The organism is Collinsella sp. OM04-5 (assembly GCF_003439125.1).
Classification (GTDB): Bacteria; Actinomycetota; Coriobacteriia; order Coriobacteriales; family Coriobacteriaceae; genus Collinsella.
The window spans coordinates 165283-186927 of the sequence record NZ_QSUU01000002.1 but is presented as its reverse complement, the minus strand read 5'-3'; the positions used below and the strand labels follow the sequence as shown (position 1 = coordinate 186927).

At 58.4% G+C, this 21645-nt stretch carries 16 protein-coding genes, 5 tRNA genes and 1 pseudogene; 21 read left to right on the top strand and 1 reads right to left on the bottom strand.

Translation table 11 applies throughout. The features are described 5' to 3' along the window. The 3 genes from cysS (at position 1) to DXB53_RS02040 (ending at position 3176) form a co-directional block, all read left to right on the top strand. On the top strand, positions 1-1467 hold the full coding sequence (gene cysS / locus DXB53_RS02050; RefSeq protein ID WP_117583109.1) for a cysteine--tRNA ligase: 1467 nt from the start codon (positions 1-3) through the stop codon (positions 1465-1467). 143 nt (positions 1468-1610) lie between these two features. Beyond that, positions 1611-2495 (top strand): 23S rRNA (guanosine(2251)-2'-O)-methyltransferase RlmB, encoded by an 885-nt coding sequence (rlmB, locus tag DXB53_RS02045; protein WP_117583108.1) that lies wholly within the window; start codon positions 1611-1613, stop codon positions 2493-2495. 3 nt (positions 2496-2498) lie between these two features. Beyond that, entirely contained in the window at positions 2499-3176 is a 678-nt protein-coding gene (locus DXB53_RS02040; RefSeq protein WP_006234978.1) for an NYN domain-containing protein, read from the top strand. 27 nt (positions 3177-3203) lie between these two features. Here the strand turns inward: DXB53_RS02040 and DXB53_RS02035 are convergent, their stop codons facing one another. Next, positions 3204-4544, bottom strand: coding sequence for a DNA-binding protein (locus DXB53_RS02035; protein WP_117583107.1), 1341 nt, complete (start codon positions 4542-4544; stop codon positions 3204-3206). A gap of 160 nt (positions 4545-4704) precedes the next feature. Between DXB53_RS02035 and DXB53_RS02030 the strand changes: the two genes are divergently transcribed. The 18 genes and pseudogenes from DXB53_RS02030 (at position 4705) to DXB53_RS01945 (ending at position 21528) form a co-directional block, all read left to right on the top strand. Next, positions 4705-4779 (top strand) — tRNA-Thr (locus DXB53_RS02030). 411 nt (positions 4780-5190) lie between these two features. Next, on the top strand, positions 5191-8418 hold the full coding sequence (locus DXB53_RS02025) for a helicase-related protein (protein WP_199408858.1): 3228 nt from the start codon (positions 5191-5193) through the stop codon (positions 8416-8418). Beyond that, positions 8412-9008 (top strand): DUF4391 domain-containing protein, encoded by a 597-nt coding sequence (locus tag DXB53_RS02020; RefSeq protein ID WP_117583106.1) that lies wholly within the window; start codon positions 8412-8414, stop codon positions 9006-9008. The genes DXB53_RS02025 and DXB53_RS02020 overlap by 7 nt, the downstream gene beginning before the upstream one ends. 5 nt (positions 9009-9013) lie before the next feature. Next, positions 9014-10975, top strand: a complete 1962-nt coding sequence (locus tag DXB53_RS02015) for a site-specific DNA-methyltransferase (protein WP_117583105.1) — start codon at positions 9014-9016, stop codon at positions 10973-10975. Positions 10976-10984: 9 nt separating this feature from the next. After that, positions 10985-14137 (top strand): type III restriction-modification system endonuclease, encoded by a 3153-nt coding sequence (locus DXB53_RS02010; RefSeq protein ID WP_117583104.1) that lies wholly within the window; start codon positions 10985-10987, stop codon positions 14135-14137. A gap of 37 nt (positions 14138-14174) precedes the next feature. Continuing rightward, the gene (locus DXB53_RS02005; protein ID WP_117583103.1) at positions 14175-14759 is read left to right on the top strand and encodes a hypothetical protein; all 585 of its coding nucleotides are present in this window, start codon (positions 14175-14177) and stop codon (positions 14757-14759) included. 781 nt (positions 14760-15540) lie between these two features. Next, positions 15541-15622 (top strand) — tRNA-Tyr (locus tag DXB53_RS02000). A gap of 10 nt (positions 15623-15632) precedes the next feature. Continuing rightward, positions 15633-15708, top strand: a tRNA-Thr gene (locus DXB53_RS01995). A 3-nt stretch (positions 15709-15711) separates the two neighbouring features. Next, positions 15712-15788: transfer RNA gene (locus DXB53_RS01990), tRNA-Met, on the top strand. 96 nt (positions 15789-15884) lie between these two features. Next, entirely contained in the window at positions 15885-17075 is a 1191-nt protein-coding gene (tuf, locus tag DXB53_RS01985; protein ID WP_117563790.1) for an elongation factor Tu, read from the top strand. A 279-nt stretch (positions 17076-17354) separates the two neighbouring features. Beyond that, positions 17355-17504 carry a 50S ribosomal protein L33 gene (rpmG, locus tag DXB53_RS01980; protein ID WP_022093895.1) on the top strand — a complete coding sequence of 50 codons (150 nt, stop codon included), beginning with the start codon at positions 17355-17357 and terminating at the stop codon, positions 17502-17504. A gap of 13 nt (positions 17505-17517) precedes the next feature. Beyond that, positions 17518-17593: transfer RNA gene (locus DXB53_RS01975), tRNA-Trp, on the top strand. A gap of 76 nt (positions 17594-17669) precedes the next feature. Further along, complete coding sequence (secE, locus tag DXB53_RS01970; RefSeq protein WP_117583102.1) at positions 17670-18008, top strand: preprotein translocase subunit SecE; 339 nt, start codon at positions 17670-17672, stop codon at positions 18006-18008. Positions 18009-18011: 3 nt separating this feature from the next. Then, positions 18012-18548: a transcription termination/antitermination protein NusG gene (nusG, locus tag DXB53_RS01965; protein ID WP_099432095.1), complete on the top strand. Its 537-nt coding sequence runs from the start codon at positions 18012-18014 to the stop codon at positions 18546-18548. Between the two features lie 120 nt (positions 18549-18668). Further along, positions 18669-19097 carry a 50S ribosomal protein L11 gene (gene rplK / locus DXB53_RS01960; protein ID WP_022093893.1) on the top strand — a complete coding sequence of 143 codons (429 nt, stop codon included), beginning with the start codon at positions 18669-18671 and terminating at the stop codon, positions 19095-19097. A gap of 117 nt (positions 19098-19214) precedes the next feature. After that, positions 19215-19922 (top strand): 50S ribosomal protein L1, encoded by a 708-nt coding sequence (gene rplA / locus DXB53_RS01955; protein ID WP_022093892.1) that lies wholly within the window; start codon positions 19215-19217, stop codon positions 19920-19922. Positions 19923-20234: 312 nt separating this feature from the next. Continuing rightward, positions 20235-20954 (top strand): annotated as a pseudogene (locus tag DXB53_RS01950) (hypothetical protein). Continuing rightward, entirely contained in the window at positions 20863-21528 is a 666-nt protein-coding gene (locus DXB53_RS01945) for an isocitrate/isopropylmalate family dehydrogenase (protein ID WP_226790685.1), read from the top strand. Before DXB53_RS01950 ends, DXB53_RS01945 begins: the two are co-directional and overlap by 92 nt. The last annotated feature ends 117 nt before the right edge of the window (positions 21529-21645 follow it).

Sequence of the window (21645 nt, the reverse complement as noted above, 5' to 3'; positions counted from 1 at the left end):
ATGCGTATCTACAACAGCGCTACCCATAAAAAGGAAGAGTTCCAGCCCATCGAGTCCGGCAAGGTCCGCATGTACGTGTGCGGCCCCACGGTCTACGACAACATCCACATCGGCAATGCCCGCACGTTCATCAGCTTTGACGTGATTCGTCGCTGGCTCATCGCGAGCGGCTACGAGGTCACGTTCGCCCAGAACCTCACCGATGTCGACGACAAGATCATCAAGCGCGCCAACGAGCAGGGCCGCACGGCCGCCGAGGTCGCGACGGAGTTCTCCGACAAGTTCATCGGCGTCATGCGTGCCGCCAACGTGCTCGATCCCGATGTGCGCCCCCGCGCCACCAAAGAGATCGGCCCCATGATCGCCATGATCAAGACGCTCATCGAGCAGGGCCACGCCTACGCCGCCGATAACGGTGACGTGTACTTTGCCGTGCGCAGCGATTCCAACTATGGTCAGGTCTCGGGCCGCAACATCGACGACCTTATGGTTGGCGCGCGCATCGAGGAGAACGAGGACAAGAACGACCCGCTCGACTTTGCCCTGTGGAAGGCCGCCAAGCCCGGCGAGCCCAGCTGGCCGAGCCCCTGGGGCGAGGGCCGTCCCGGCTGGCACACCGAGTGCGCCGCCATGGTGCACCGCTACCTGGGCACCCCGATCGACATCCACGGCGGCGGCTCCGATCTTGCCTTCCCGCATCACGAGAACGAGTGCGCCCAGGCCACCTGCGCCTGGCACCAGGGCTTCTCCAACACCTGGATGCACACGGGCATGCTGCTGGTAGACGGCGAGAAGATGTCCAAGTCGCTCGGCAACTTCTTTACGCTGGCCGAGGTGCTCGAGCAGCACTCCGCTGCCGCCCTGCGCCTGCTGATGCTGCAGACGAGCTATCGCTCGCCGCTCGACTTTTCTTGGGAGCGCCTGGAGGGTGCCGAGAACTCGCTCACGCGTATCGCCGGTACGGTCGAGAACCTGCGCTGGGCCGCGAACCATGCGACGGCCGACGCCGATGAGGCAGCATCCGAGGCGTTTGCCTCCAAGGCCGCCGAGACCCGTGCCACCTTTAAGGAGTGCATGGACGACGACTTTAACACCGCCGGCGCCATGGGCGCCGTCTTTGGCTTTGTGACCGAGTGCAACCAGTACCTGGAGCAGGCGGGCGACGCTGCCGACAAGGCCGCCGCGCTTGCCGCCGCCGATACGCTGGTCGAGCTGCTCGACACATTTGGCGTTGAGCTTCCCGAGCCCAAGGTCGAGCTGCCGCTGGGCCTGCTGGGCGTTGCCGCCGGCCTAGTCGCCTACACGGGTGACGACGTGGACGAGGCCGCTGCCAAGATTCTCGAGGCCCGCGCCGAGGCCCGCGCCGCCAAGAACTGGGATCTGGCCGACGCCATCCGCGACCAGCTCAAGGACCTCGGGCTGACGATCGAGGATACTGCCGCTGGCACCCGTATTAAGAGTCTCTAGTATTTGTCGACCGTTCGAGGTGCGGCAGATTGCCTTGAAAGAGGAGGGCATAGACCTGGTGGTCATGCCCGACGATTGAAAGGCAAGGTGCCGTGGCTCGGACGGTCGATTCTTGTTCGTTATCTATTTAAGGAGGCCGTTATATGGCCGACAATCGCAAGCGTGCATCGCGTGGGGGCAAGCAGGCTGCTTCTGGCTCGCGTCCGATTCGCCGCAACGACCGCGCTGCCGCTCCCAAGGGCCAGCGCGAGCGTAGCCGCGATAACGTCCAGGTTCCCAAGGGCGAGTTTATCGAAGGTCGTCGTGCTGCCGCCGAGGCGCTGCGCACCGGTTTTCCCGTCAAGTGCGCGCTCATTGCCGAGGGCGGGGAGCGCGATGCCGCTCTGTCTCGTCTGGTCGACGACCTCAACGCCGCGGGCGTCCGCATTAAGTATGTGCAGCGCGCGCAGCTCGACGCACTGTCGAGCCATGGCGCTCACCAGGGCATCGCGCTCGAGGTTGGCAACTTCCCCTATGCCGATGTCGCCGATATTCTCGACCGCGCGGGCGACAGTCCGGCGCTCGTCATCGTGCTCGACCATGTGACCGATGACGGTAACTTTGGCGCCATCGTGCGCTCTGCCGAGGTCGTGGGCGCCGCGGGCGTCATCATCGCCAACAAGCGTGCCGCCGGCGTGACCGTGGGCAGCTACAAGACTTCAGCCGGCGCCGTCATGCATCTGCCTATCGCGCAGGTGCCCAACATCGCCCGTGCGCTCGACGATCTTAAGGCCGCTGGCTTTTGGGTGGGCGGCGCTTCCGAGCACGCCGAGGGCAGCTGCTGGGATGCTCCCTTCGAGGGCCGCGTGGCGCTCGTCATGGGCTCCGAGGGTGATGGCATCTCGCGTCTGGTGCTCGAGAAATGCGACTTTTTAACCAAGCTTCCCCAGCGCGGCATGACCGAGAGCCTCAACGTTGCCCAGGCGACCACGGCGCTGTGCTTTGAGTGGCTGCGTCGCAACGCCGGCGAGCTCATGGGGGAGGAGTAGCGCATGTCCAAGAAGAACCGCGCCAAGTCCAAGGCCAAGCGCTTTGGCGAGGGCTCGGCCAAGCCGATTGTTTCGGCCGCGACCTATGGCGTGGGCGGCAATGCGTTTGCGCAGGCCATCGCCGATCCGGTCTCGACGGTGCACTCCAACAAGCCCGAGCTGCTTGTGGTTGACGGTTACAACGTGATCCACTGCACGCCGCGCTACGAAAAGCTCGTGTACGACCATTCCGACGATCCATATTCCAGCGACGTTCACGATATGGCGCGCACCGCCCTCATCAACGACGTCGCCGCCTTTGCCCAGGGCCGCTACGAGGCCGTGATCGTGTTCGACGGTGCGGGCAATATCTCCAGCGAGCGCCCCAACCTGCCGGCCCGTGGCGTGCGCATCGAGTTTTCGCCGACGGGTGTCTCTGCCGATACCGTGGTGCAGAAGCTCTGCATTGAGGCGCGCGAGGAAGGTCGCGCGTGCTCCGTGGTGTCGAGCGACGGCACGATCCAGGCCGTCGTCATGGGCAAGGGAGTCACGCGCATCTCGAGCCGCATGCTGGTGGACGAGATCAAGCAGATCGATAACGACGTTCACGAGGCAGAGGAAGCTCCGCAGATCAAGATGACCCTGGGCAGCCGCCTGAGCCCCGATGCCCTGGCAAAGCTCAAGGCCCTCCGCGGGAGGTAGGGGAGCTGACGGTGCGACGCTGTCTCGCTAACTCCATTCAGCGATGTCGATCATTCTACGGAGGCGCCATGTAAGTGCCTCTTTTAGATATGGCAGCCTTGCCGTGAGCGCGTCGTTTCTGGACAGAATCTCGAGTGCCTCGTCAACGAAGCCTTCGAGTTTGTCGCCGTCAAACCAGCTCATATCCTCAACAAGCAGCATTTGTTTCGCGGGGCTTGAATGAAACTGCGCGCTGGTAAAACTGTGCTCTCCTGCCCGAAGCTCCTCAAGAGAAATGTTGCACCAGAGCGATGAGCCCGAATCGAAGATGGGGGCAGGTCTGCAGGTTAGCGTGTTGACGTTTCGTACAAGGCCAAAGTTACGCCAATGGCGGTCATAGTTGGCGATGATGTCGTCGCATACAATCATGCGGTCAAGGGCATCCTTGACGCCTGTCACCCCGAGCTCTTCGCAGTTTGCTACATATCGCTCGTAGTCGGTTAGCCGGTCGTCCGCATTTGCGTGCTGGTTTACATAGAACGCAGGGACATATTCTTCTTCGTCAGTTAAGAAGACATCGCATGTGCTCAGGGCAGAAGTACCTGCGCCTTCGAGCGAATAGGGTACATAATCGCAAGCGTTTAGGATGCGACGGTGAAGTGCAGTCGCCACCAGCTCGTTATAAGGTTCCTGGTTTAGATGTGCACCTGCTTTGTGGAGGATTCGACGGTCACCCTCGCACGTCCAATACTTTTGAAGATTGCCGTCCGAGGTGTTGTCGGGCTTTGCAGCAGCTGCCTTACCCTCTGGGGCGAAGGGCGCGATGGACAGAGAGACGTCGTCAAAAGCATTATTGAAGAAGTTAATATCTTTCCACGCGAGACCGGAGCCTTGGGGTCTAATCCAATACTGGTCGGATAAGGAGAGGCCAAGATTTCGCTGTACGAGTTCATCGGGAACATCAACTGCGGCTTCTGCAAGCAGGGAGGCTAGCCCAATGCGTGCGAGCGGGATACCGCGGCCGCGCCACCAGATGCGGAAGGAGTCGAGCGATACAGGTTTGCTGGGAGTAAAAACTCCAATAGGGGCGTGGGCACGATCGACGTCGGCGCCGATGTGGGTGAAGTCTTTCCGTGATCTGCTGTAGACCAGCTGGGCCACTTCGTGCGTGCGGTTCATGAGGGTAAATGCGATTTCGCTTTTCCCATGCCCGCGACGAGGCCGTCCCCCTCTTTTGGTTGCGGAGCGGAGTCGCGTGTCTACGCTGTCTTTGTCGATAAGCCACACGCCAGAAGCCTTGCGGGCGGTCAGCGCGCCGTTCTTAATGAGCTCCTGCACCCTGCGCGGGGTGATGCCGAGCAGCTCGGCTGCTTCCTTTGTAGTTAACATCGCGAAACCCTTCGCCAGAACGAATAGTTTTTCTATTCCATTGTAATTAAAACTATTCGTTCTGACGAATAGTTTTGAGATGTGATCGGTCGAAGGGTCTGTTGCGCCCCGTCCGTAATTCCTTTATTCTTAACTGGCTTCGCGCGAAAGCGCCAAGCGTGCCAGTGTGGCGCAACGGTAGCGCAACTGATTTGTAATCAGTGGGTTGCAGGTTCGATTCCTGTCACTGGCTCCATGAGAGTTTCGGGCTCTGTTCCCTTGTGGAGCAGAGCCCGTTTCTTATTTTGGTGAGTTATCGGGCTCGACGTCCGTCTCGTTCCCCAATTTGTCTCAATCTATAACGCCAAGACGGCTTAATCGTTTCTAGCTGTTACAGATCGAGACGAAAGGTCGAGGATCGGTCCATTTATCTTGATCTGTAACAGACAGGAGAGGGATATCGGTCTAGGTGTTACAGATTGAGATGAAAGTCGCACGCCAATCCCCATACTTGTGGTACCGCGCTGACCGAATAATTGACATCCCCGCAAGGCGTTTTGCATGTCTCGGTTTAGACTGATAGCTTAAGTGCCGATAAGGCTCGACAGCGATGCAAGAAGCGGCGCCGAGCATTTTGTTCCCAGACGCTGCATTCGAAAGGCGTTTTATGAACCTGAAGAGCTTTGATAACCAAAACGAGCTGCTTAAAGATGGTCTTATTGAAGCAATCAATAACGGTGACCGTATTTCGGTTGCCGCGGCACTGTTCTCGATTTATGGATATGGCGAGCTCAAGAAGCAGCTGGAGTCTTGCGATTCCTTTCGATTTATCTATACGGAGCCGACGTTCTTATCCGTCAAGGCCCAAAAGGAGCAGCGTGAATACTACATCCCGCGCATGGGCCGCGAGAGCAGCATCGGCGGCACGGACCTCGAGATCAAGCTCAAAAACGAACTCAGGCAGAAGGCCGTCGCTCGCGAATGTGCCGAGTGGATCAGGCAGAAGGCAGAGTTTCGCTCATACCGGGACGCCAATCGCGCGGCCGGTGGCTATCTCGTCGTTGACAGTGCCGAGCCTGCGGCGTTCCAGCCTATCGAGGGCCTGACGACGTCCGCCCTGGGCACAACGCCCAGCAAGCAGCTCACCATGACTATGGGTATCCCGGGGGACATGGCGCGCCAGTACCTGTGCCAGTTCAATGCCGCCTGGGATTCGGGCGAGCTTGAGGACGTTACCCAAGCGGTAATCGACTCCATCTCCACAATGTATCGCGAGAACCCGCCCGAGCTGGTCTACTACGCAGCGCTCTACCGTATCTTCAGTGAGTTCCTCGAGGACGTCTCGGTGGATGACCTTGCAAAAGAGGGGACCGGCTTCAAGGAGAGCAAAGTCTGGAACCTGCTCTACGATTTCCAGCAGGACGCAGCGCTTGCCATTATCAACAAGCTCCAGACCTACAACGGCTGCATCCTCGCAGACAGCGTCGGCTTGGGCAAGACGTTCACTGCCCTCGCGGTCATTAAGTACTATGAGCTGCTCAACCGCAACGTGCTCGTGCTCTGCCCCAAGCGCCTTTCCGACAACTGGCTCACATACAAAAAGAACTACGTCAACAACCCCATCGCCGCCGATCGCCTGCGCTACGACGTGCTCTACCACACCGATCTGTCCCGTGACAAGGGACTGACGGTCGAGGGCAACGACCTCGAGAAGTTCAACTGGGGCGCCTACGATCTCGTCGTCATCGACGAGTCCCATAACTTCCGCAACGGTGCAGACACCTCGTCCAAGGTCGAGGACGAGACGCAGGGCAATCGCTTTGAGAGGCTCCTCAACAAGGTCATCAAGGACGGAGTCGAGACGAAGGTCTTGATGCTTTCGGCCACTCCCGTCAACAACAGGTTCCGCGATCTGCACAACCAGCTCAAGCTCGCCTATCAGGGCGATTCTGATGCGTGGTCGAAGAAGCTCGGACTCGACAAGCCGGTCGATCAGGTATTCCGCGATGCGCAGGGGGCGTTTCGCGACTGGTCCGAGCTGCCCGCGGCCGATAGGACCACGACGGCGCTGACGGATCGGCTCGACTTCAACTTCTTCCAGATTCTCGACCGCGTTACCGTCGCGCGCTCGCGCAGACATGTGCAGCGCTACTACGATGTATCCGCGATCGGCCCGTTCCCCAAGAGGCTTAAGCCGGTATCGTTGCGGCCGAGTCTGGCCACCTCGGACGAGGCGGGCACCTACTCGCAGATAGCCGACACACTCGCCTCGCTCACGCTCGCGGTCTACCTGCCCACGGTCTATCTCCATCCCAGCGCGGCGCCCAAGTACGCCGATGAGCATGGTCGCCCTCCCACCAGCGGCCGCGAGCAGGGAATGGTCAAGCTCATGTCCTCCATTCTGCTCAAGCGCCTGGAGAGCTCCGTCTACGCCTTTGAGATCACGCTGGGCAAGATCATCGAGGTCATTAGGCACAATCTAAAGGTTATTGAGGGCTATCGCGCCGGCGCGTCCGGCGCGTCGGTCGAGGGCGTCGAGACCTTTGAGTATGAGGAGGGGGACACCGACTTCACGGTCGGCACCAAGAGCAGGTTCTCGCTCGAGGACATGGACTGGATCAGCTGGGAGCGCGATATGCTCAAGGACCTCGAGGCGCTCGAGGACATCCGCCAGCTCATCGTTCCCATCGATGCCGAGCATGACGCGAAACTGGCCGAGCTCAGGCGCGTTATTGCGGACAAGGTCGAGAACCCCATAAACCCGGGCAACAAGAAGCTGCTGATCTTTACGGCGTTCGCGGACACGGCGGATTACCTCTACGAGAACATCGGCGCCTATGTCGAGGATCGCTACGGGCTCGAGGTGGCGGAGGTCGCCGGCGGCTCGCAGAGCGCCCGCTGCTCGGTCGAGGGCGTCCGCAACGACATGAACGAAGTCATCACCTGCTTCAGTCCCGTGTCGAAGGACCGCGACGTCGCGTATCCGAGGCTCAAGGGCAAGGACATCGACGTGCTCATCGCGACCGACTGCATCTCCGAGGGCCAGAACCTGCAGGACTGCGACTGCGTCATCAACTACGACATCCACTGGAACCCGGTGCGCATCGTGCAGCGCTTTGGCCGTGTCGACCGCATCGGCTCCAAGAACGCCTGCATCCAGCTCATCAACTTCTGGCCCGATGTTGAGCTCGACGAGTACATCAACCTCAAGGCGCGCGTGGAGAACAAGATGCATGCGTTGGTTATGGCGTCGACGGGCGACGACGACTACATCAACGAGGACGAGAAGGGCGACCTGGAATACCGTCGCCAGCAGCTCGAGCGCATGAAGGACGAGGTCGTCGACCTTGAGGACGCGCAGAGTGGTATCTCCATCACCGACCTCGGCCTCAACGACTTCCGTATGGACTTGGTCGAGTACCGGAAGGAGCATCCCGATATCGAAAACGTCCCATACGGCATCGAGGCGGTCGCCGCCGGCGAAGAGCCGGGCACGATATTTGTGCTGCGCAACGCGAACGGCAACATCGATCGCCTTTCCGGCAATCCCATCCACCCCTTCTACCTGGTGTACGTTGGCGAGGATGGGTCGATTCTGCATGGCTACGCCACGCCCAAGGACATCCTGGACGAGATGAGGCGAATCTGCCGAGGCGTCAAGGAGCCGGTCGAAGACCTGTGCCGTGCCTACAATGCCCAGACCGAAGACGGGCGCGACATGGCCGCCCAAACAGATCTGCTGGCAAGTGCGATCGGCTCCATCGTCGAGGGCAAAAACGAGTCCGATATCGACAGCTTTTTCAGCGGCGGGACGACCGGCTTTTTGGAAAACGACATCGAGGGTATCGACGACTTTGAGCTGGTGTGCTTCCTGGTGGTGAAAAAACCATGCTAGGACTTCCGGCAACAACCGAGGTGGGCAGGCGTCTGCCCAAAGAGGCCTTCTACCGCCACATGGACGTCGATGCCGCCACCCGGCGCGACCTTACGGGCGGCGTGGCGGCGATTGTCGTCGCAAACTCCATCAAACCGGCAACGACCAATATCGCCGACGGCAAGGCGGTGCACGAGATACTCGTGCTAAGGATCGATCCCAAAGGCGAGCGGGTGCCCGAGCGCGCCGTGCGCCTGGTGAGCAACGCGACGCCCAACAAGGCAGTGATTGTCGACAGCGGATCCGGCGATATCGCGATTTGCGAGGAGGGCCGTCTGCTGGAGACACGGGATATCGAGCGTCTTGCCTTGAACGGTTTCGACCTCGACATGGTGTGGGATTCCATGCTCGCTCAAGTCGCTTTGGGAGAATTCGATGGTCACGACGTCTGGGCGAGAATTGATCGCCGTGAGAAAATAGACGGGCTGCGCGCTGAGGTCTTCGCGCTCGATACCAAGGTCCGCAGAGAACGTCAAATAGCTCGAAAGAACGAGCTGTTTGCACAGATGAAACGGAAACAGGCCGAGCTTAGACGGCTTGAGGAGGAGTAGCAGTCATGGATAAGATCAGTCAGGAGACTCCCGACCTCACGCAGGAGAACATCGCCAAGATCGCTGCGCTCTTCCCCGATGCGGTGACCGAAGCTATGGACGCAGACGGCAAGGTCACGCTTGCCGTCGATTTCGATGCCCTGCGCGATGACCTCTCCGGCGAGGTCGTTGACGGTCCGCGGGAACGCTACCAGTTCACCTGGCCCGGCAAGCGCGAGGCCAAGCTCGAAGCGCGCCGCCCCATCAAGAAGACCATGCGCCCCTGCCCCGAGAAGTCCAAGGACTGGGACACCACCGAGAACCTCTACATCGAGGGTGACAACCTCGAGGCCCTCAAGATCATGCGCGAGACCTACGCCGGCAAGGTGAAGCTGATCTACATCGACCCACCCTACAACACGGGCCACGACTTCGTCTACGACGACGACTTCTCCAAGACACGCGCGGAATACGATGCCGAGAGCGGCGAGTACGACGAGGAGGGCGGCCGCCTGGTGGCCAACCCTGAGTCAAACGGCCGCTTCCACTCCGACTGGTGCTCAATGATGTACCCCAGGTTGATGCTGGCCAGGGACCTGCTGAGCGATGATGGCGCGATCTTCATCTCGATTGATGACAACGAGGAGCAAAATCTGCTTAAGATAGGTAACGAACTGTTCGGCTCGGGCAATTATGTGGGAAAGCTGTATGTGCAGGTCAATCCTCGTGGTAGAAATCTTGACCGTTATATTGCTAAAACAATCGAGCCGGTCCTTATCTGGGTCAAAAACTATACATGTGGAAACTCGCTAAACCTAATCCCCAAAGATTCCAGGATGTTGTCTGAGTACGACCGAAAAGATGACAAGGGCTCATATAGGGCAATTGGTTTAAGAAATCGAAATCAAAGCTTTAATCCGCAAACACGTCCAAACCTCTACTTTCCTTTATGGATATCCCCGGCTGATGGCTCGGTTGCCCTTGAGAAAGATGAAGCTCACTCAGTAGAACGTCTCCCGCTTGCCGCAGACGGAACTCCAACTTGTTGGACTTGGTCAAAATCGAAAATTCAATCAGAGAATAACTATTTATTCGGCGAACCGTGTGGTAATGAGTGGCGTGTGTATCGTAAGGATTATCTTGAGGAAGGTTCTGCCGCCTTCACGATGGCAAAGTCACTTCAGGCTGATGCGGAGTTTAACAACGACTATGGAAAGAAGCGAATTAAAGAGCTATTTGGATCGAACGTTATGAGCTTTCCCAAGCCCCCTGCTCTCATGAACCGCATTCTTGAAATCGGCTCTTCAAAAGACTCCTTGGTAATGGACTTCTTTTCTGGTTCAGCGACTATGGCCGATGCCGTCATGTCTTTGAACGCTGCTGACGGTGGCAAGCGTCGGTTCATTATGGTCCAGCTTCCGGAGGTTGTTGATGAAGCAACCGAAGCAGGAAAGGAAGGTTACACCACGATCTGTAACGTCGGCGAGGAGCGCATCCGCCGCGCAGGCGAGAAGATCAGGGCCGAGGTCGATGAGGCCAGCAGGCAGCTTGAGCTTGGCGCCGAGCCCAAGCCCGTGCCCGACATCGGCTTCCGTGTGCTGCGCGTGGATGAGTCCTGCTTCAAGGACGAGTACGCCGCGCCGGGGCAGTACGAGCAAGCCGCGCTCGACCTCTTCACCGACAACTCCGCTGAGGACGCCCTGCCGCTTGACCTCCTCTTCCAGGTCCTGCCGGCGTTTCGCATCGAGTACTCCGCGAAGATCGTCGAGCGCGAAATCGGCGGCAAGGCGTGCTTCGACGTCAACGGCGGCCAGCTTATCGCCTGTTTTGACGAGGATGTCGATACCGTGGCATTGGAGGCCATCGCCAAGGAGCGCCCGCTCTACGCCGTCTTCCGCGACGCATGCTTTTCCAACGATGCCGCCGTGGCAAACCTCGAGGAGCTCTTCAAAACCTTCAGTCCCGACACCATCCGTAAGGTGATCTAGGAGATCCGGATGCAGTTCAAGTTTAAAATCCAGCCTTATCAGACTGAGGCTGCTCGTGCGGTGACCGATGTCTTCGCCGGTCAGCCTAACTCTGGCGCCTCGCCCTATCTGCGCGACCTTGGTCGCGCGGCGGACGGCGACGGCACCGAGGCGCTGCCGGGCTTTGAGACGCAGGTCCAGGCATCTGAAGGCTACGCGAATGCCCCCATCGCCCTTGGGTCCGCCACGTTGCTCGAGAACATTCACAAGGTACAGCGCCGCAATCGGATCGTCGAGTCTTCGTCGCTTGCCACTGGTCCCGCTCCGGTAAACCTTGACGTGGAGATGGAGACGGGCACGGGCAAGACCTACGTCTATACCAAGACCATGCTCGAGCTCAACCGTCTCTATGGCTGGACCAAGTTCATCATCGTGGTGCCGTCCGTTGCCATTCGCGAGGGCGTCTACAAGTCTCTCAAGAATACCGAGCAGCACTTTTTTGAGCAGTACGGCAAGGCCATCCGCTACTTTGTCTACAACAGCGCTCGCCTGGGCGACATCGACCGGTTCTCGGCGAGTTCCGATATCAACGTCATGGTCATCAACATGCAGGCGTTCAATACGTCCATGAAGGAGGGCGGGCGCTCCAAGGAGGCCCGTATCATGTATTCCGAGCGCGATGAGTTCGCGAGCCGTCGCCCCATCGACGTGATCGCCGCCAACAACCCCATCGTCATCCTGGACGAGCCGCAGAAGATGGGCGGCAATGCCACCCAGGCCGGCATCGCCCGTTTCCGTCCCATCGCGTGTCTCAACTATTCCGCCACCCACAAGGTTACCCATGATGCCGTTTACGTGCTGGATGCGCTTGACGCATTCAACCAGCGCCTGGTCAAGCGCATCGAGGTCAAGGGCTTCGAACTCAAGAACATGCGCGGAACCGACGGCTACCTGTATCTTCAGGACATCAAGATTTCCAAGAATAAGCCGCCCCAGGCGGTCATCGAGTTCAAGAAACTCAACGCCTCGGGGTCCATCTCCAAACGTGCGCAGGGCTTCTACGAGCAGGACGACATCTATCCCGCGTCCGGCGAGCTCGAGGCGTACCGCGACGGGTTCACCGTGTCCGAGATCGTCCCGGACAGCGATGTTCAGCTGGGCTACGTCAAGTTCCTCAACGGCATCGAGCTCTGCCGCGGCGACGTTTACGGCGATTCTTCCGATCGCGACATGCGCCGAGTGCAGATCCGCGAGACCATCAAAAGCCATCTGGAGAAGGAGGAGGCGCTGTTCGCGCGCGGCATCAAGTGCCTGTCGCTCTTCTTTATCGACGAGGTCGCCAAGTACCGTGTCTACGATGATGACGGCGAGGAGGGCCTGGGCGAGTACGGCCGAATCTTTGAGGAGGAGTACGCGCGCGCCATCGACGAGTACGGCCGCGGGCAGCAGAACCTTGACGCCTCGCTCGATGCGGGTCTCGGGAAGGCGCGCCGTCGCTATCTGGAATGGCTGCGCGGCATCGATGCACATGAGACCCATAAGGGATACTTCTCCATTGACAAGAGGAGTCGTCGCCTGATCGACTCCAAGCTCAAGCGCAACAGCGATGAGTCCGATGACGAGAGCGCCTACGATCTCATCCTCAAGGACAAGGAGCGCTTGCTGTCGTTCGATGAGCCCACGCGCTTTATCTTTAGCCACTCCGCCCTGCGCGAGGGCTGGGACAACCCCAACGTGTTCCAGATTTGCACGCTCAAGCATTCCGACTCCGAGACCGGTAAGCGCCAGGAGGTGGGCCGCGGCCTGCGCCTGTGCGTGAACCGGGAGGGCGAGCGACAGGACCTGGAGGCGCTGGGCGAGCAGGAGGTGCAGCGCGTCAACACGCTCACCGTCATCGCCAGCGAGAGCTACAGCGACTTCACGAAGTCCCTGCAGAAGGACATCAACGATGCCCTGCGTGAGCGTCCCAAGGCGGTCACGGAGGAGTTCCTCAAGGGCTTTGCCGTTCAGGCGGACGAGGAGAAGACTTATGCGCTCACGCAGGAAGACGCGCACGATGTCTACTTCGCGCTCGTACAGCACGGCCTCATCGATCGCGAGGGCGTGCCCACGCAAAAGTTCAAGGAATCGGGGCTCACGTCCGTTACCGATGACGACTTGCCCGAGCATCTCTATGCCTATCGCAAGGATATCGAAGCGCTGGTGATGAGCGTCTACGACGAGCATGCGCTCGACGACTACATCCGTAACGGCAACGAGCCCAAGGTTCGCGAAAACCCGCTCAACGCCAACTTCGCGCGGGCGGAGTTCCAGGAGCTGTGGAACAAGATCAACTCCAAACATTCCTACACCGTCGATTTCGATGATGAGGAGTTGCGCGCCAAGGCGATCGACCGCATTAACCGCGAACTGTTTGTGGCCAAGGCGTCCTACGTCATGACGACCGCCGCGCAGCGCTCGACCCAGACGCGGGAGAATCTTGAGCGCGGCGAATCGTTCGGCGATACCACGAGGCGCGACTACGAGGTGGGCGAGGACGCCTCTGGCGTGACGTACGACCTGCTGGGCGAAGTCGCGACCGCTGCGCGCATTACGCGCAGAAGCGCAGCGGCGATCCTGAAGGGCATCGCCCCCGTCAAGTTCCGCATGTTCCGCGATAACCCCGAGGAGTTTATCGCCAAGGTCTCCCGTTGCATCCTTGCCGAGAAGGCGACGATGGTGGTCGACCACCTTGCGTACCACAAGCTTGACGAGCGGTACGATTCCACCATCTTTGCCGAGCGCATGCCCGAGAACGTCGGCCGTGCGCTGGAGACGAGCCGCTGCATCCAGGACTACGTGTTCTGGGATTCCGAGGGTGAGCGCGATTTCGCACGAGATCTCGACTCTGCAGAGGGCAAGGTCGCGGTCTACGCCAAGCTCCCACGGTCTTTCAAGATTCCGACGCCGGTGGGCAACTACGCGCCCGACTGGGCCATCGCGTTCGAGAAGGGGAGCGTGCGCCACGTGTTCTTCGTCGCGGAGACCAAGGGCAGCATGGACAGCCTCACGCTGCGCGATATCGAGCGCGGAAAGATCGCCTGCGCCCGCAAGCTCTTCAATGAGTTCTCGGACGAGGACGTGCGTTATGACGTGGTGCACAGCTATGAGGATTTGCTGACCGTGATCCAGGGAACGGAGTAGCCCCAGATTCCAGTTGCTTTCTGATTGGGGCGTTGAGATGCCGACAATTATCGATATCGATCAGTTTCCGTCGACCGAAGAACGACGTTACGCGGTGGCGTGGCTGGATTCTCCGATGCCACATTACGGGAAGCTTGTCTTGGTGGGCAATTGGGTCCTCGAGACTGAGTGCCTGCATATCCGCTTCTCGGACCCAGATGATATCTCGAAGCGCCCTTTTATCGGTCTCGGCTGGGATGGGGTCGATATTCCGCTTGATGAGCTTTTTGCCGAGGATGTTATCCCTGTTCCCGTCAAGCGGCCGAGCGGGCGACGTGACATTTCGAGTCTCTTCGGCATGCTCGACCCCCAGGTCGAAAGCATTCTCGGTAGAGAGCGATATGAGGATGACGATGGAGAGTGGGCCGACGTGTCTTCCCAGATTGTTCGCTCGATGACTCCGGCTCGCGAAAAAAACTGGCGGGCAGAATCCGAGATGTGGTTGAATACACGTTTTGGCCATCGTCTCAGCAAGGAGGATTTCGAGGCTATCTTCGAGATTCGCGGATTGGAGCCAAATGAATGGACCGGTCGGTTCGTTGAAGATCTGCTGCCGGTCAAATCAAAATGGCGTCGCTGGTGAATCTTATCGCTCGGGAATTTGTTTGCCTGCGCAGCGGTCTGCCAGTCGTCGATTCGAGACTCAAGTTCGGTATGTTCAAGGCTCGGGCCTGTTTCTTTTAGGTCGATGCGCCTTCGGACTAGTCGTCCATCCCGTCTTTGGTTCATCTACATCTGTAACACCAAGGCGACCAATTCGCTCCCACCTGTTACGGATCGAGATGAAAGAATGGGCCCTGCCCATTTGTCTCAATCTGTAACAGGTAGAAGCAGAATACTGGCGTAGATGTTACAGATTGAGATATAGAGTCGGGTTAGCTGAGAAATGTCTCCATCTGTAACACGAAGGGGCGGAAAACCGTTCTTACTGTTACAGGATGAGACGCGAGCTGGGGTCTCTGCGTAATATCTCAATCTGTAACAGATAGGGGAGAAAATGTTCTCTAGATGTTACAGATCGAGACAAAGGCCGGACCGGCCTTAACCATCCACACCCGAATCTGCCGCGGAAGCCCGATCTCGACCTATATATAGGTGCAAATGAGTCGTTACCGAAGTAATATCCTGTAGGCTCACTCCACCGTGACAAAGTGTTCCCTCGGGAAATGTCACCGCTACATGTAAATCCACCGTCCTTCATATCTAAACTCAACAAAACCGCAGGTCAAAGGTATATAGATACGCCCGGAACCGTGTATCTAGAGGTTTTCGTTGACAGCCCCCAAGGTTGCATCGTATTATCTTTTTCGTTCGCGGGGGCGGCGGTCCAAAAGACCAAAGAACCTGCGGATACTTGAACGATTGGGAGTTTGCCCGAGTGGTTAATGGGGACGGGCTGTAAACCCGTTGGCTCTGCCTACATAGGTTCGAATCCTATAGCTCCCACCCGTCAAGTGCCTGTATAGCTCAGTCGGTAGAGCACTTCGTTGGTAACGAAGAGGTCACCAGTTCAAGTCTGGTTGCAGGCTCCATCCGGCGGTGTAGCTCAGTTGGTTAGAGCACACGGTTCATACCCGTGGCGTCACTGGTTCGAATCCAGTCACCGCTACCATAGGTAACACGGTGGCTTCTCAATAGTATGTTGAGAGGCCACTATGGTATAAAGGCAAAGTCCCGTCCGGGGACGACCTGTTAAGAGGAGGGCTTTATGGCCAAAGAGAAGTTTGAGCGCACTAAGCCGCATGTTAACATCGGCACCATTGGTCACGTCGACCACGGCAAGACCACGCTGACCGCTGCCATCACCAAGGTTCTCTCCGAGACCGAGGGCTGCAAGGCTGACTTCACTGCGTTCGAGAACATCGACAAGGCTCCCGAGGAGCGCGAGCGCGGCATTACGATCTCCGTCTCCCACGTCGAGTACGAGACTGCTGCCCGTCACTACGCTCACGTTGACTGCCCGGGCCACGCTGACTACGTCAAGAACATGATTTCCGGTGCTGCTCAGATGGACGGCGCTATCCTGGTCATCGCCGCTACCGACGGCCCCATGGCTCAGACTCGCGAGCACATCCTGCTCGCCCGTCAGGTCGGCGTTCCCTACATCGTCGTCTTCCTGAACAAGTGCGACATGGTTGACGATGACGAGCTCATCGACCTCGTCGAGATGGAGACCCGTGAGCTTCTCTCCGAGTACGATTTCCCCGGCGACGACATCCCCGTCATCCGTGGTTCCGCTCTGGGCGCTCTCGAGGGCGACGCCAAGTGGATGGACGCCATTCGCGAGCTCATGAACGCTGTCGACGAGTACATCCCGACGCCTGCTCGTAACAACGACCTCCCGTTCCTGATGGCCGTTGAGGACGTTATGACCATCTCCGGCCGTGGTACCGTTGCTACCGGCCGTGTCGAGCGCGGTGAGCTCAAGCTCAACGAGCCCGTCGAGATCGTCGGCATCAAGGATACCCAGAACACCGTTGTTACCGGTATCGAGATGTTCCGTAAGTCCATGGACTTCTGCGAGGCTGGCGACAACGTCGGTCTGCTGCTCCGCGGCATCAAGCGCGAGGACATCGAGCGCGGCCAGGTTCTCTGCAAGCCCGGTTCGGTTACCCCGCACACCAAGTTCACCGGCGAGATCTACGTTCTGACCAAGGAGGAGGGCGGCCGTCACACCCCGTTCTTCGATGGTTATCGTCCTCAGTTCTACTTCCGTACCACCGACGTTACCGGTACGGTCAAGCTCCCCGAGGGCACCGAGATGGCTATGCCTGGTGACCACATCACCATCGAGGGCGACCTCATCCACCCGATCGCCATGGAGGAGGGCCTGCGCTTCGCTATCCGTGAGGGTGGCCACACCGTCGGTTCGGGCATCGTCTCCACGATCATTGAGTAAATTAGCTCTTTGATATAGCTGACTTAGAGAACCCGGCACTTATATGGGTGCCGGGTTCTTTTCTGCGATGGATATTGAGCCGTTGCTGGTGTCGAGAGGATTGATAATGGTCCTGGATGCACCGTCGATTAGCTCTCGATGGCTTCATTGATGTGTTCCAAATATGAATGGATCCACCGAGAACCAATTGACTCGAGGTTTTCATTGACAGCACTTACGTGGAGCTGATAAAGTAACAACTCGTGCCCGTACGGGGCGGAAATGAAAGGTTCAGGATACATGCGTACTCTAGTTACTCTTGCGTGCACTGAGTGCAAGCGCCGCAACTATACGACCACCAAGAACAAGTCGACCATGCCTGATCGTATGGAGATCAAGAAGTATTGCCCCTGGTGCCGTCACCACACGCTGCACAAAGAGACTCGCTAGTCTCTAGTCACATACGCCAGTAGTTCAATTGGTAGAGCATCGGTCTCCAAAACCGAGTGTTGAGGGTTCGAGTCCTTCCTGGCGTGCCAGTCATTATTCCGTAAGCTCCCAATTGGGGGCTTACGGTTTACTCATGTATAAGCGCATTGCGCGGAGGTAACCCAAATGGCCAACAAGAAGAACAAGAAGAAGGCTCAGCAGCCGGCACCTGCCAACAACGCTGCCGCCAACTCCAAGGTTGAGGCCAAGAAGGCCGTTGCCAAGAAGAACGAGAAGGCTGCGAAGTCCAAGAAGAACGAGAAGCCTGGTTTCTTCGCCCGCACCAAGAAGTATTTCGCTTCGGTCAAGTCCGAGATGAAGCGTGTCACGTGGCCCGATAAGAAGGAGCTCGTGAACTACTCGGTCGTCGTTTGCGCTTCTCTGATCGTCGTCGGCGTCGTCATCGCTCTGCTCGATGCTGGCTTTGGCGAGGCTCTTGCTCTGTTCTCTGGATTGAGGGGCTAAACCATGTCTAAGCGTTGGTACGTCGTTCACACTTACTCTGGATACGAGAACCGTGTTAAGTCCGATCTCGAGCATCGCATCGAGACTATGGGCATGCAGGACCGTATCTTTGATATCGAGATTCCTATGGAGCGCGTCACCGAGATTAAAGAGGGTGGCAAGCGTGAGACCAAGGATTCCAAGATTTTCCCGGGTTATGTCCTGGTCCGCATGGAGATGGATGACGATGCTTGGACGTGCGTTCGTAACACGCCTGGCGTCACCGGTTTCCTGGGCGGCAACGGCAAGCCCGCTCCGCTTTCTCGCGACGAGTACAACAAGATGACTCGTCGTCCCGGTAAGGGCGATTCGCCCAAGCGCACCTCGGTTGATATTGAGGTCGGCACGTCCGTCCGCGTCACCGATGGCCCGCTTACCGACTTTGATGGCAAGGTCTCCGAGGTTAACACCGAGGCTGGCAAGCTCAAGGTCACGCTGATGATCTTTGGCCGCGAGACGCCGGTCGAGCTCGACTTTAACCAGGTCGCTGTCATCGCTTAAGTTTTCGTCCGTTCGCGCGAGCGTGCTTCTTCTGTGACTGCTCATCTCAGGAGTGCTTCTAACACGTGCGTGCTTACGATATAGCAAGTACTTCACACTCGTGATTCGAAAGGAATGACCATGGCTGAGAAGAAGGTTGCCAACGTCATTAAGCTCCAGATTCCTGCTGGAGCAGCTAACCCCGCTCCTCCCGTCGGTCCCGCCCTGGGCGCTGCTGGCGTGAACATCATGCAGTTCTGCCAGGCCTTTAACGCCGAGACGCAGGACAAGAAGGGCGACATCATCCCCGTTGAGATCTCTGTCTACGAGGATAAGTCCTTCTCCTTCATCACCAAGACCCCGCCGGCGGCTCACCTCATCAAGAAGGAGCTGAACCTTAAGTCTGGTTCCGCTAAGCCCCAGGCCGACAAGGTTGGTCAGCTCTCCCAGGAGCAGCTCACCAAGATCGCCGAGATCAAGATGCCGGACCTCAATGCCAACGACATTGATGCCGCCAAGAAGATCATCGCCGGTACCGCCCGCTCCATGGGCGTCACCATCGCTGAGTAGCGATTTCTTTAGGTAATGACGGGTGCTCCGACCGGGGCGCCCGTTATATGTGTGCAATAGGGCACACGATACGATGTGGGAGGGCTCACGCCCGTTTAACCACAGGAGGTAATGCACATGGCTAAGCATGGTAAGAGCTATAACGCCGCTGCCGAGAAGATCGACCGCGCCACGCTCTACACCCCCCTTCAGGCTGCCAAGCTCATCAAGGAGCTTGATACCGCCAAGTTCGACGAGACCGTCGAGGCCCACTTCCGTCTGGGCATCGATACTCGTAAGGCTGACCAGAACATCCGTGGTTCCATCTCCCTGCCCCACGGCACCGGCAAGACCGTTCGTGTTGCCGTCTTCGCCGAGGGCGAGAAGGCCCGCGAGGCCGAGGCTGCCGGCGCCGACATCATCGGTTCCGACGAGCTCGTCGCCCAGATCCAGAAGGGCGAGATCAATTTCGACGCCGCTATCGCCACGCCGAACATGATGGCCAAGGTTGGCCGCATCGGTAAGATTCTTGGTCCCCGTGGCCTCATGCCGAACCCCAAGCTCGGCACCGTGACCATGGACGTCGCCAAGATGGTCTCCGAGCTCAAGGCCGGCCGCGTTGAGTATCGTGCCGACCGTTACGGCATCTGCCACGTGCCCCTGGGCAAGAAGTCCTTCTCTGAGCAGCAGCTCGTCGAGAACTACGCCGCCCTGTACACCGAGATCCTGCGTGTCAAGCCCTCTTCTGCTAAGGGCAAGTACGTCAAGTCCATCTCCGTGTCTTCCACCATGGGCCCTGGCGTCAAGGTCGATCCCGCTGTCCAGCGTGACTTCCTGGCTGAGTAACTGCTAGTTACTGCCTGAACAAAGCAAGCATTGCTAAAGAAACCCGGTTCTGCCTCGCGCGGGACGGGGTTTCTTGCTTTTGAGTCAACGAAACCACCACGAAGGGGACAGACACCCTTGTGGTGGTTTTACTTGTGTTGTACTTTAGCGCGATGTAGTTCTACCCGAGGCCGAAGGGAGCCCAACATGTTTAAGAACACGCAACAGCTCCTAGGCCTAGCGCTACTAGATTGGATAGCGCGCTAGGGTTGTAATCTCGCTATAACGATTTGTTGTACCCGGGTGCGCTATCGTCTGCCGCTTTCAGGCGTGATGAGCGACATGGGTATTTTTCTATCTCTAGGCCTTCTCTCTCTCCTGAAAGCCATCTGTCATAAAACGGTCAATCAGGAGGAACATATAAGCCGCAAAATCACAATCTTTGACGCCACCCTGTGCGACGGTGAGCAGTCGCCGGGCGCCAGCATGAATACCGAGGAAAAGCTCTTCATCGCCCGCCAGCTGGTGCGCATGAACGTGGACGTTATCGAGGCGGGCTTTCCCATCTCGAGTCCTGGTGACTTTCGCTCCGTACAGGAGATTGGCAAGATTGCGGGCGACCGATGCACGGTATGCGGCCTGACGCGCGCTGTCGACAGGGATATCGAAGTGGCTGCAGAGGCGCTCAAAACGGCCCAGAGGCCCCGTATCCATACAGGGCTGGGTGTGAGCACCAGTCACCTGCGCGACAAGCTCCATATGACTGAGGAAAGGGCAATTGAGTGAGCGATCCATGCCGTCAAACATGCTCGCAAGTTCGTTGACGATGTTGAGTTTTATGCCGAGGATGCCGGCCGCTCCGATCAGGAGTTTCTGGTGCGCATTATCGAGGCGGCCGTAAAGGCCGGTGCCACGGTCGTGAACATCCCCGATACGATGGGCTACAACATGCCGTGGGACTTTGGCGCCCGCATCCGTGACCTGCGCGGGCGCTGCGGGTGCGGCCGGTCAGCGTGCGGTCGACGTGATGGAGTATCGCGAGTACGAGATTGAGCGCATTGCGCGCCAGGCATTTGAGGCGGCGCGCAAACGTCGCGGCAAGGTGACGAGCGTTGATAAGCGCAACGTGCTGGAGACGAGCCGCATGTGGCGCGAGATCGTGCATCGCGTGCAAGACGAGGAGTACTCCGACGTGGAGCTTGAGGACCTGCTCGTCGACAACGCCGCCATGCAGCTCATCAGTCGACCGGCAGACTTTGACGTCGTGGTGACGGAGAACATGTTCGGCGACATCCTGTCCGATGAGGCGGCTCAGATTACCGGATCGCTCGGTATGCTTGCCTCTGCCTCGCTGGATGATGGCGTATCGCTGTTTGGGCCGAGCGCTGGCAGCGCTCCTGACATCGCGGGGCTCGGCGTGGCCAATCCGCTGGCTCAAATCTTGTCGGTGGCGATGCTGCTGACCTACGCGCTCGACATGGGCGAGCAAGCCGCGTGGATCGAGAGCGCCGTGGCGCGCGTGCTCGACGAGGGCTGGCGCACCCGTGACATCGCCGATGTCAACACCCCGGCAGATAAGATCCTCGGCACCACGACGATGGGCGACAAGGTCGTCGCCGCGCTGTAGGCGATGCCGATTCAAGCTGTCAAATATCTCAATCTGTAACATCTAAGGGGCAAAATCGTTCCTACCTGTTACAGATTGAGATTTTCGGCCGAGCATCCGTGGTCTGTCTCGATCTGT